Annotated in this window: 10 protein-coding genes; 1 reads left to right on the top strand and 9 read right to left on the bottom strand. The window is 68.8% G+C overall.

Features of this window, described 5'->3' with window-relative positions; translation table 11 throughout:
• Nucleotides 1-260 precede the first annotated feature (260 nt).
• The 3 genes from uvrB to VHA72_RS06475 all read right to left on the bottom strand — a co-directional run bounded on the left by uvrB (nt 261) and on the right by VHA72_RS06475 (nt 3,770).
• Nucleotides 261-2,390, bottom strand: a complete 2,130-nt coding sequence (uvrB, locus tag VHA72_RS06485; protein WP_325573629.1) for an excinuclease ABC subunit UvrB — start codon at nt 2,388-2,390, stop codon at nt 261-263.
• A gap of 187 nt (nt 2,391-2,577) precedes the next feature.
• Nucleotides 2,578-3,084 carry a hypothetical protein gene (locus VHA72_RS06480; protein WP_325573628.1) on the bottom strand — a complete coding sequence of 169 codons (507 nt, stop codon included), beginning with the start codon at nt 3,082-3,084 and terminating at the stop codon, nt 2,578-2,580.
• On the bottom strand, nt 3,081-3,770 hold the full coding sequence (locus VHA72_RS06475; RefSeq protein ID WP_325573627.1) for a PDZ domain-containing protein: 690 nt from the start codon (nt 3,768-3,770) through the stop codon (nt 3,081-3,083). The genes VHA72_RS06480 and VHA72_RS06475 overlap by 4 nt, the downstream gene beginning before the upstream one ends.
• A gap of 270 nt (nt 3,771-4,040) precedes the next feature.
• Between VHA72_RS06475 and VHA72_RS06470 the strand changes: the two genes are divergently transcribed.
• Complete coding sequence (locus VHA72_RS06470) at nt 4,041-5,204, top strand: phospholipase D-like domain-containing protein (RefSeq protein ID WP_414689767.1); 1,164 nt, start codon at nt 4,041-4,043, stop codon at nt 5,202-5,204.
• A gap of 4 nt (nt 5,205-5,208) precedes the next feature.
• Here the strand turns inward: VHA72_RS06470 and VHA72_RS06465 are convergent, their stop codons facing one another.
• From VHA72_RS06465 to VHA72_RS06440, 6 genes are all read right to left on the bottom strand, one after another.
• Nucleotides 5,209-6,297, bottom strand: a complete 1,089-nt coding sequence (locus tag VHA72_RS06465) for an MCE family protein (protein ID WP_325573626.1) — start codon at nt 6,295-6,297, stop codon at nt 5,209-5,211.
• Nucleotides 6,297-7,409: an MCE family protein gene (locus VHA72_RS06460; RefSeq protein ID WP_325573625.1), complete on the bottom strand. Its 1,113-nt coding sequence runs from the start codon at nt 7,407-7,409 to the stop codon at nt 6,297-6,299. The genes VHA72_RS06465 and VHA72_RS06460 overlap by 1 nt, the downstream gene beginning before the upstream one ends.
• A complete protein-coding gene (locus VHA72_RS06455; RefSeq protein ID WP_325573624.1) occupies nt 7,406-8,467 on the bottom strand; it encodes an MCE family protein in 1,062 nt (353 codons plus the stop codon). The genes VHA72_RS06460 and VHA72_RS06455 overlap by 4 nt, the downstream gene beginning before the upstream one ends.
• An 8-nt stretch (nt 8,468-8,475) precedes the next feature.
• The gene (locus VHA72_RS06450; RefSeq protein ID WP_325573623.1) at nt 8,476-9,453 is read right to left on the bottom strand and encodes an MCE family protein; all 978 of its coding nucleotides are present in this window, start codon (nt 9,451-9,453) and stop codon (nt 8,476-8,478) included.
• Complete coding sequence (locus tag VHA72_RS06445) at nt 9,450-10,463, bottom strand: MCE family protein (protein WP_325573622.1); 1,014 nt, start codon at nt 10,461-10,463, stop codon at nt 9,450-9,452. The genes VHA72_RS06450 and VHA72_RS06445 overlap by 4 nt, the downstream gene beginning before the upstream one ends.
• Nucleotides 10,460-10,813: hypothetical protein (locus VHA72_RS06440; RefSeq protein WP_325573621.1), on the bottom strand; the 354-nt coding region annotated here is incomplete at its 5' end. The genes VHA72_RS06440 and VHA72_RS06445, both read right to left, overlap by 4 nt.

Raw genomic sequence — 10,813 nt, 5'->3', positions numbered from 1 at the left:
GACCAGCTGCAGCATCGTGAAGAACGACAGCTGCGCGGCCGAGATCCCGAACCGGTGGTTGGCCATCAGCCCGGCCACGCCGAGGCTGGTGCGGTTGAACACCGCCACGAAATAGACCGCGACCCCGACTCCCCACACCAGCCACGCGCGCGGGCTGGTGGACGTCGAGGTCACGTCCAAATTCTACGGCGCACAGAGGGCTCGCCTCGCATCCGCGAGCGGGCCTGAGACCGTGTGATCGCTCACGTGCGGGGCGGCCCTCACTTCGTCGCTTCCATCATCTGGCGCAGCTCCTTCTTCAGGTCGCCGATCTCGTCGCGGAGGCGGGCGGCGACCTCGAACTGCAACTCGGCGGCGGCGCCCTTCATCTGCTCGGTGAGGTCCTGGATCAGCTGGGCGAGGTCGGCGCTGGGCAGCCCGACCAGGCCGTGCTCGCGAGCCTCGGCGGCCCGGTCGCCGAGCACCGGCGTCGGCGCCTTGCCGCGAGCGGCCTTGCCCGCCCGGCCCTTGGCCTCGGTGCCGGCCCAGGTCTCCAGCAGCGCCTGTGTGCTCTCGTCCTCGCGGGCGAGCATCTCGGTGATGTCGGCGATCTTCTTGCGCAGCGGCTGCGGGTCGATGCCGTGCTCGGTGTTGTAGGCGATCTGGATCGCGCGGCGCCGGTTGGTCTCGTCGATCGCGGCCGCCATCGACGGAGTGATCTTGTCGGCGTACATGTGCACCTGGCCCGACACGTTGCGGGCCGCGCGGCCGATCGTCTGGATCAGCGACTTGTCGGAGCGCAGGAAGCCCTCCTTGTCCGCGTCCAAGATGGCGACCAGCGACACCTCCGGCAGGTCGAGGCCCTCGCGCAGCAGGTTGATGCCGACCAGGACGTCGTACTCCCCCAGGCGCAGGTCGCGGAGCAGCTCGACCCGCTTGAGGGTGTCGACCTCGGAGTGCAGGTAGCGGGTACGGATGCCGGCGTCGAGCAGGTAGTCGGTCAGGTCCTCCGACATCTTCTTGGTCAGGGTGGTGACCAGGACGCGCTCGTTCTTCTCCACCCGCGCCCTGATCTCGTGGATGAGGTCGTCGATCTGGCCCTTGGTCGGCTTGACGACCACCTCGGGGTCGACCAGGCCGGTCGGGCGGATGATCTGCTGCACCACGTCGCCGCCGACCTTGTCGAGCTCGTAGTCGCCCGGAGTCGCCGACAGGTAGATGGTCTGCCCGATCCGGTCGAGGAACTCCTCCCACCGCAGCGGCCGGTTGTCCATCGCGCTCGGCAGCCGGAAGCCGTGCTCGACCAGGTTGCGCTTGCGCGACATGTCGCCCTCGTACATCCCCCCGATCTGCGGCACCGCGACGTGCGACTCGTCGACGACGAGGACGAAGTCCTCCGGGAAGTAGTCGAGCAGGCAGTTGGGCGCGCTGCCACGAGAGCGACCGTCGATGTGCATCGAGTAGTTCTCGATGCCCGAGCAGCTGCCGACCTGGCGCATCATCTCGATGTCGTACGTCGTACGCATCCGCAACCGCTGCGCCTCCAGCAGCTTGCCCTCGCGCTCGAACGTGGCGAGCTGGTCCTCCAGCTCCAGCTCGATGCCGCGGATCGCCCGCTCCATCCGCTCCGGGCCGGCGACGTAGTGGGTGGCCGGGAAGACGTAGAGCTCCTCGTCCTCGGTGAGCACCTCGCCGGTGACCGCGTGCAGCGTCATCAGCCGCTCGATCTCGTCGCCGAAGAACTCCACCCGCACCGCGTGCTCCTCGTAGACCGGGAAGATCTCCAGAGTGTCGCCGCGCACCCGGAACGTGCCGCGGGTGAAGGACATGTCGTTGCGGGTGTACTGGATCTCCACCAGGCGGCGCAGGATCGAGTCGCGGTCGTGCTCCTCGCCCACCTTCAGCCGGATCATCCTGTCCACGTACTCCTGCGGAGTGCCCAGGCCGTAGATGCAGGAGACGGTCGAGACCACGATGACGTCGCGCCGGGTCAGCAGCGAGTTGGTCGCGCTGTGCCGCAGCCGCTCGACCTCCTCGTTGATCGAGGAGTCCTTCTCGATGTAGGTGTCGGTCTGCGGGACGTAGGCCTCGGGCTGGTAGTAGTCGTAGTAGCTGACGAAGTACTCGACGGCGTTGTTGGGGAAGAGCTGGCGCAGCTCGTTGGCGAACTGCGCGGCCAGCGTCTTGTTGGGCTGGAGCACCAGCATCGGCCGCTGCAGCTGCTCGGCCACCCACGCGACCGTGGCCGTCTTGCCGGTGCCGGTGGCACCGAGCAGCACCACGTCCTTGGTCCCACCCTGGATCCGCCGGGTGATCTCCGCGATCGCCGCCGGCTGGTCGCCGCTGGGCTCGTAGTCGGAGATCACCTCGAACGGCGCCACCCGGCGCTCGAGATCCGTCACTGGTCGCATGCGACGAGCCTACGTGCGACCTCCGACAACTTCGTCCGACGCTTCCGCGGCCGTCATACCGATCGGCCTTCTCACCCATTGCTTCGCGAGCACAGAGCTCGCCTCGTCGGGCGGCTTTGCGCCACGAGCGACGGCGATGCCCGGCCTCGATGCCCGGCCTCGGTGCCCCGCGAGGGACCCGCATCCGCTATTCGTCCGCCGACCGGCCACAGTTCCGGCTGATGTAGTTGTTGACGTTCTGCCAGGCGCCACTGCTCGTCAGCGATGCCGCCAGGCCCCCGACCAGTGTCGTGAGGATGCTCCCCGATCCCAGGGCGTCCTCTTCGCGTTTGAGAGAGTCGATCACGCCGGCGACGCTCGGCTCGATGTCGTCGGGCGCCCGCTTGTCCATCGCGGTGAACATCACCAGCAGGTCACCAGGCACGCCGACGACGGTCGCCAAACCGTTCAGCGTGCCGATCTGGGATGCGGAGCTGTCCTGGGCGGCGGCCCGATACTTCGCACCCAGAGTGGCGGACTGGGAGTGGAAGGTCTGACAGAACGCCTGGGCCGACCGCCGGTCACCGCAGCCACTGACGAGGAGGCCGGCCAGGCACAGGAACAGGAACAGGAATAGACCGAGGCAAAGACGACCGCGTGCTGGCGGCGGACACGGACCGCTGCGGCGTCTGACCGACGGGCGCGGACCGCTCACTGCGCCGGCTTTCCCGGGAGCTGGCATGCATTTCCCTGCCTGATGATCGAGAGATCCAAACACGACTCATCCACCCGCGCCTGCGGGTTGATCTCATCGATGACCGAATCGAGACTATGAGCGTCCCGGACGGGGCGTTGGTTGACCGCAACGATCGCATCGCCCACCCGGAGACCGATCCGCTCCCCCAAACTGGCCGTTGGCACCTCGTCTACGACGGCCCGATCGTCTTCACCGTGCACTTTGATGCCGAGTCGCGTGAATGCCGGCACGTTTCTCAGTCCCGTGGCGATGCCGGTCGTCACCCGTGGCATACCACCTCGAGCAACGGAGGGGCGCGCCACGTTCACCCCGCGACGTGCCTCTTCCGGAAACAGCGACGGGTTCGCCATCAAGACCACGAACGCCACCGCGAACCCCGCGCAGACCAGCCACCCGACGATCGTGGCCACGAGCACGAACGGATGCAGGTTCTTGTCCAACCCACAGTTCGGCGCACTCGGATCCACCAGCCTGCCGACGATCCCCAGCGTCGCACAGTCGGCAAGAAGATGACCAAGATGCACGTACCAGAGCGTCAGTCCCGCGGCCGCCGCCCCAGCAACCGCCGCCAAGACCGCTGTCGCACGCCGTGGCCCCACCGTCTCATAGAGGATCTCGACAATCGCCTCAAGAACGTCGTCCACGAGCAAATCTCCATCCCTGCCAGCCCGAGACCTACCGACGAATGCGCGTTACGCCGACACGATGACATACAGATATGGCAATACGCAGATGTTCATCAGAAGTTGGCCACCGCTGTTCCAGCCGCAGCACCGCGGCCCGGTTGCGCCACGCGTGTGACCCGGGCACGCGAAGTTGTCTAGATTGAGCCCGTGAGCCTCGACCGACTCGCCCGACTCCTGCGCCGCACGCTCCTGGTCGTCTTCGGGGTCCCCGCGGCGCTCGCCATCGTGATGAGCCTGGTCGACGCCTATCGCAGCCGCGGCAAGCGGCCCAAGCCGTTCCCAGTGACACCGCCACGGGCGACCGAGGTCGGCGACGGCACCATTACGACGTACACCTTCGGCCAGGACCTGTACGACGACATGATCGCCGCGATCGAGGGCGCCAGGAAGCAGATCCTGTTCGAGAGCTACATCTGGAAGGGCGACGAGGTCGGGCAGCGGTTCAAGACCGCCCTGGCGGCCGCGGCCGCGCGCGGCGTCGAGGTCTACTGCATCTTCGACAGCTTCGCCAACCTCGTCGTACCGCCGCGGTTCAAGCGCTTCCCCGCCGGGATCAAGGTGTTGCGCTACCCGGTCTACCCCGCCGGCTGGCGCTTCTTCGACATGCGCCGCTACGGCCGCGACCATCGCAAGATCCTGGTCGTGGACGACACGTCGGCCTTCATCGGCGGCTACAACATCGGCCGGACCTACGCCACCGAGTGGCGCGACACGCACCTGCGCATCACCGGGCCCGGGGTGGTCGATCTCAAGCGCGCCTTCGCCGACTTCTGGAACCTCAACCGGCGCAAGCGGCTGGGCGCCTCCCAGCCGCCGCTGCTCATCGAGGCGCCGAGCGCGTGGGAGGCCACCATCCGGTTCCACCGCAACGTGCCGCGGCTGTGGATGTTCCCGATCCGCGCGATGTACCTGGAGGCGATCAACCGTGCCTCGACCAACATCTGGCTCACCACCGCCTACTTCCTGCCCGACCAGGACTTCGTGGACGCGCTCAAGGACGCGGCCCACCGCGGGGTGGACGTGCGGATCCTGGTGCCGCTGAAGTCCAACCACATCGTCACCGACTGGATCTCCCGCGGCTACTACACGCAGCTGCTCGAGGCCGGGGTCCGGATCTTCCGCTTCCGCGACGCGATGATCCACGCCAAGACCGCCACCGTCGACAGCAGCTGGACGACGGTGGGTACGGCGAACATCGACCGCCTCAGCCTGACCGGCAACTACGAGATCAACGTCGAGGTGATCGACCACGCCCTGGCCGAGTCGATGGAGGAGATCTTCACCACCGACTGCTCCAACAGCCTGGAGCTGACCATGGCCGAGTGGCAGGCCCGCGACGTGCACCGCAAGTTCACCGAGATCGTCCTCACGCCGCTGCGCCCCCTGCTCTGAGCCGCTACTTCACCGGCCCCGGGGCGTGCGCCGCGCCGCGTTGCAGCTGCGCGAACGACGCCGGGCAGCTGCCGCCGGCCTGCAACGGCCGGCGCGATGTCGACCGCGGGTCGGTCGGCGTGGTGCCGTAGGAGCAGCGGGCGTCCCGATCGGCGATCAGCGCCAGGTTCAGCTTGCCGCCGTGCAGCACGTCGCCCAGCGCGTTGATCCCGGCGGCGTACTGCGCCAGCGTGGTGCGCAGGTGCGGGTCGTAGGAGTTGAGGAACTCCAGGAACGGCGTGGCCACGTCGAAGAACCCGGGCAGGATCTGGCCCCACTGGGCGACCAGGTCCTGGGTGGTCTTGAGCTGCTGCGGCGCCTTGACCAGCTGCGCGGTCAGCGTCGGGTCGTAGTCCTTGAGGAACGCCGCGAACTGCCTGGCCGAGCTCGCCAGCGTCTTCAGGTCACCGGCCTGCGAGACCGGGATGTCCAGGGCGGTGCCGGCGTTGTCGATCAGGTCGGAGGTCTGCGGCCAGGCCTTCTGCAGGTCGGCCAGGATCAGCTGGCCCTGGTCGACGATCTGGCCGATGTCCTCGCCGGTGCCGCCCAGCCCGGTGGCGAGCTCGCCCAGCAGGCTGTGCAGCTTGGTCGCGTCGACCTGCTGGAGCAGCCCGTTGACCGCGACGACCGTGGAGCCGAGCGTGGTCGGCAGGTCGGTGGCGGTCGCGGCGATGGTGCTCCCGTCGTGCAGGTAGGGGCCCGAGGTCGAGGTCGGCTCGAAGTCGACGTACTGCTCCCCGACCGGGGAGAGGCTGCGCACCCGGGCCTTGGTGTTCGCCGGGATCTTCGTGTCGCCGGTCAGCTGCACGTCGGCCTCGACGCCTGAGCCGGTGAGCTTGATCGCGGTCACCTTGCCGACCTTGACGCCGCGATAGGTGGCCTCGGAGCCCTGGTAGAGCCCGCCGGTGGCGCTCATCATCACCTTCACCGTGGGCGGCGAGGAGGTCAGCGGGCGGCCGAGAACCGAGGCGAACAGGTAGAAGACACAGACCACGAAGACGGCCACGACGCCGACCACGCTCAGGTAGAGCCTGTTGGTGAACAGAGTCTTCATCAGTTCCCTCCCAGCAGGCCGCCGAGCAGGCCGCCGACGATCGGCAACCCGGTGGGCAGCGGAACGCCGGGCACGCTCGGCGACGGGTTGCTCGGGCTGCTCGGGCTGCCGCCGGGGGTGCCGCCCGGGCTGTTGCTGCCGGTGGTGTCGAGCAGATGGCCGGGGTCGACCCGCAGGGGATCGAGCGAGACGTTGAGCCAGTCTCCGGGGATCACCTGGTCGACGCTGCGGCCGAGGGCCACCAGCTTGTCGAGCGAGTCGGCCCACACGCCCTTGTTGGCGGCCATCTCGGCGAGCACCGGCTGCACCTCCTTGATGGTCGCCAGCAGCTGGTCCTTGGTCTTGCCGGCGGTGTCGTTGGCCTGCGCGGCGAACTGCTGCACCGCCTGCAGCAGCGCGGTGAAGTCGGGCGTCTCCGAGCGGAGTACGTCGGCGGCCGGCTTGATCTCGGTCAGCGCCTTGTTGATGGTGGCCTTGCGCTGGGCGAGCGTCTGGGAGACCGAGTCGAGCGAGTTCAGCGCGGTGTCGATGTCCTGGGTGGTCTGGTTGGCCTGGGTGAGGAACCCGTTGAGCTGCTCGAGCAGGTCGCGGATGGTGCCCTCGTTGCCGCCCAGCGCCGCGTTGAGCTCGGTGGTGACCTGCTGCAACTGGCCCAGCCCGCCGCCGTTGATCAGCAGCGACGCCTCCGAGAGCGCGTCCTCGACCGTCGGCGCGGTGCTGGTCTGCGCGGTCGTCAGGGTGGCACCGTTCTTCAGCAGCGGGCCGGTGGCCGGGTTGGTGACGTCGACGAACAGCTCGCCCAGCGGCGTCGTGTAGCGCAGCCGTGCGGTGGCGCCCTGGCGCAGCTGTGCCGACGTACGGACCGTGGCGGTGGTGTGCGCCTGGAAGTCGGCCGCCTTGATCGACTCGACCTTCCCCTCCGCGACGCCGTTGACCTTCACGGTGGCGCCGGTCGCCAGGTTGAGCGCGTCGGCGAAGTCCATCTGCAGCGTCATGGTCTGGCCCGAGACGCCGGTGCCGGGCAGCGGCAGGTCGCCCATCGTCGGGCCGCATGCCGTCAGCGCGGCGACGGCCACCACGGCGCCGGTCGCCGCCCCCACCAGCCGCCTCATGACTTCCCTCCCGTCAGCAGGCCCAGCAGATCCTGGAGGTTGCCGAGCACGTCGGTGCCGTCGATCAGGTCACACAGGTTCAGCGGCGCGATCTTGCAGACCTGCTGGATCAGGCCCGAGATCGGCGTCAGCACCACCGGGTCGACCCGGGCCGGGAGGGTGCCGCCGTGGTCGGCGCGCTGGAGGTTCTCCAGTGCCAGCGGCAGGTCCCGCAGCACCTCGGCCAGCTGCTCCTTCTTCGCGTTGACGGCCGTGACCAGATCGGAGGCCTGGTTGAGCGACCCCACGATGGAGTCCTTGTTGTCGGTGGAGAACTGCGCCAGGTCGGTGACCGCCTCGTCCAGCGAGGTCAGGGTCTGCTTGAACTCCTGCCGCTGCCCGGCCAGCATCGAGGAGGCCTGCGAGACCTGGCTGACGAACTGCCGCTCGGTCTGCTCGTTGGCGGCCACCTGCTTGACCAGCGTGTCGACCGAGGTGAGCGTGTCGACCAGCTGCTGGCGCTGCGACGAGACGTCCCCGGTGGCGCCGGCCAGCGAGGTGATCATGTCGTGCAGCTGGGTGCCCTTGCCAGCCAGCGCCTGGCTGCCCGCGTCCACGATCCGCTTGACGGCGTCCGCGGACTGCTTGTTGCCGGAGATCTTGGTGGCGAAGTCGCTCAGGCTGGCGAGCACCTCGTCGAACTCCACCGGCGTGCGGGTGCGCGACAGCGGGATGACGGCGCCACTCTTCATCGTCGCTCCGCCCCGGTAGACCGGGGTGAGCTCGACATAGCGATCGGTGGCGACCGAGCGCGCCACGATCACCGCGCCCGCGTCGGCCGGGATCTGCTGCTTGACGTCGTCGATCTCCAGGGTGACCTTGACCTCGTCGCCGGCGGGCTGGATCTTGGCGACCTTCCCGACGGGTACGCCGAGGATGCCCACGTCGTTGCCGACGAACAGGCCGGCCGAGTCCGGGAAGTACGCCGTGATGGTCCGCTCTCCCCCGCCGAGGCCGCAGCCGGCCAGCGCCCCGGCGGTCAGGGCGAGCGTCGCGACGGCGACGGCGATCCGCCTCATCGGGCCCCTCACTTGCAGTCTCCCAACTGGCACAGCTGGTCGTCGGCGGGCAGCGCCGGGGCGTGGACGTTGAGGTCGAGCCACGGTCCGTTGCCGAGCGCGTTGGCGACGTACCTGGTGGCGGGTGCCATCACGTCGAGCGCCGCCTGCAGCACCTTGTCCTGCTTGTTCAGCGCGGCCAGGGCCGAGTTGAGGCTCTTCAGCGCCGGCTTCAGATCGCCGCGGGTCTGGTCGATCACCGCGGACAGCGCGTGGTCCAGGGTGGTGGTCTGCACCAGCAGGGTGTGGATCGCCTGCCGCCGGCTGGTGATCTCCTGGGTGACCAGCGTCGCCTGCTTCATCAGCTCCACCAGGTCCGGACTGGACTTGGTCAGCTGGTCGCTGACGCTGCGGGCGGCCTGGAGCAGCTGGCCGACCTGGGTGTTGCGCTTCTGGATCACGTCGGAGAGCGCGGCGATGCCCTCGATCGCCGGGCCGATCTCGTCCTTGGCGGACCCGATCACGTCCGCCGCCGAGGCCAGCGCCTTGGCGAGCACGACCGGGTCGAGCTCCTCGAGCTTGCCGGTGCCCTCGTTGAGCACGTCCTGCAGGTTGTAGGGCACCGCGGTCTGGGCCAGCGGGATGGTGCCGCCCGGCAGCGAGCCGGAGCCGGCCGGGTCGACCTCCAGGTAGTGGGTGCCGAGCAGGGTCGCCACCTTCACCACCGCCTTGGTGCGGGTGCCGAGGTCGATGTCCTTGTCCAGGGTGAAGTCGACCCGCACCTGCTGCCCGTCCAGGGCCACCTTGGTGACCTTGCCGGAGATGACGCCGTGCACCTCGACCGCCTCGCCGGCGCGCAGACCGGCGGACTGGCTGAGGACCGCGGCGTACCCCCTCTTGCCGAACGACGCCTTGGACAGCAGCACGACGCCCACGCCCAGCAGCGCCAGGACGACGATGGTGGCGATCCCGATCCTGAACGGGTCGCGGTCCGCGAGCGGCTTCACTGGCACACCTCCGAGTGCGGGGCGTTCGACCCGGCGGGGTTGATGCCGGCGCCGCCGCCGACGGCGATGGCGGCCGAGCAGATGAAGATGTTGGCCGCGTTCTCGTAGGACATCGCCCGACCCAGGCCGCCGAAGACCGTCTGGAACGCCGTGATCGCCGCGACCACCTTGCCGCTGGTGGCGTCGAGCGTGCCGGCCACGGTCTTGAGCTGCTGGACCGAGGAGACCAGCGGCTGCTGGGCCTGGGTGAGCAGGTCGGACGTGGAGCCGACCAACTGGCCGATGGCGTCGACCGAGTCCCCGATCTGCTGGCGGTCGGCAGCCAGCCCCTGCATCAGCTTCTCCAGCGAGTCGATGGTCGCGGTCAGCTGGGTGCCGTGGCCCGACAGGTTGTTCAGCACCGGGGTGAGGTTGGTCAGCACCGCGTCGATGACCTGGTCGCGGTTGGCCACGAACGTGGTCAGCTGGGCTGTCTGGCCCAGCAGCGACTCGACCGTGCCGCCCTCGCCCTGCAGCACCTGGACCAGCGAGTTCGCCAGCTTGTTGACGTCGGCCGGCTGCAGCACCTCGAACAGCGGCCGGAAGCCGTTGAGCAGTTCGGTCAGGTCGAAGCCCGGGTCGGTCCGGCTCGTCGGGATGGTGCTGCCGGGCGCCAGCGCGGCCCGGTGGTCGGCCGGCTGCTCCATGGCGAGATAGCGCTGGCCGACCAGGTTCTGGTAGCGCATCACCAGGCTGGTGTTGGCCAGAATCGGCTGATCGGCGTCGAGTGCGAAGTCGACCTTGGCCAGCTTGCCGTCGACCGAGATCCTGTCCACCCGGCCGACCCGCACGCCGGCCACCTTGACGTCGTCCCCGACCCGCAGACCGCTGACGTCGGTGAACATGGCGTGGTAGTCGTGCGTCGCGCCGCTGACCGGGTTGTGCATGGTGTTGACCAGCAGCACCAGGAGCAGCACGGCGACGATCACGAACGCGCCGAACTTGATCGCGGTGAGCCGCAGGCCCTTCACTGCGCACCCCCGTAGTCCGGCCGGTCGCCGGCGCCGTAGTAGCCCGGCGCGTTGAGCTGGAGGTGCGCGTCCACCTTGAGGTAGCCCTTCTCGATGGCGCCCTGGATGATGGTGGCGATCGCGCGGTTGGCGGCGATGGAGCCGGAGATGCCGGCTCGGCGGTTGTCGTAGATCGCGTCCACGACGCCGTACGCGTCGTTGATGAAGCGGGTCAGCTGGACGGAGTTCTTCGCCAGGAACTGCGACGAGGTGTCGGCCAGGCTCTTGCCGCCGGTGAGCAGTGCCTTGAGGTCGGACCTGTGCTCCACCAGGGTCTTGAGCGGCACCAGGACGTCGTCGGTGGCGTGGGG

This window comes from Nocardioides sp., assembly GCF_035547795.1.
In the GTDB taxonomy this organism is placed as follows: Bacteria; Actinomycetota; Actinomycetes; order Propionibacteriales; family Nocardioidaceae; genus Nocardioides.
This window is presented reverse-complemented; position numbering and strand designations above follow the sequence as displayed.

Bases quoted from the DNA above. Each gene is read 5' to 3' on its own strand.
- VHA72_RS06470 (WP_414689767.1), top strand. From the start codon at position 4,041: ATGAGCCTGGTCGACGCCTATCGCAGCCGCGGCAAGCGGCCCAAGCCG.
- VHA72_RS06465 (WP_325573626.1), bottom strand. From the start codon at position 6,297: ATGAAGACTCTGTTCACCAACAGGCTCTACCTGAGCGTGGTCGGCGTC.
- uvrB (WP_325573629.1), bottom strand. From the start codon at position 2,390: ATGCGACCAGTGACGGATCTCGAGCGCCGGGTGGCGCCGTTCGAGGTG.
- VHA72_RS06455 (WP_325573624.1), bottom strand. From the start codon at position 8,467: ATGAGGCGGATCGCCGTCGCCGTCGCGACGCTCGCCCTGACCGCCGGG.
- VHA72_RS06460 (WP_325573625.1), bottom strand. From the start codon at position 7,409: ATGAGGCGGCTGGTGGGGGCGGCGACCGGCGCCGTGGTGGCCGTCGCC.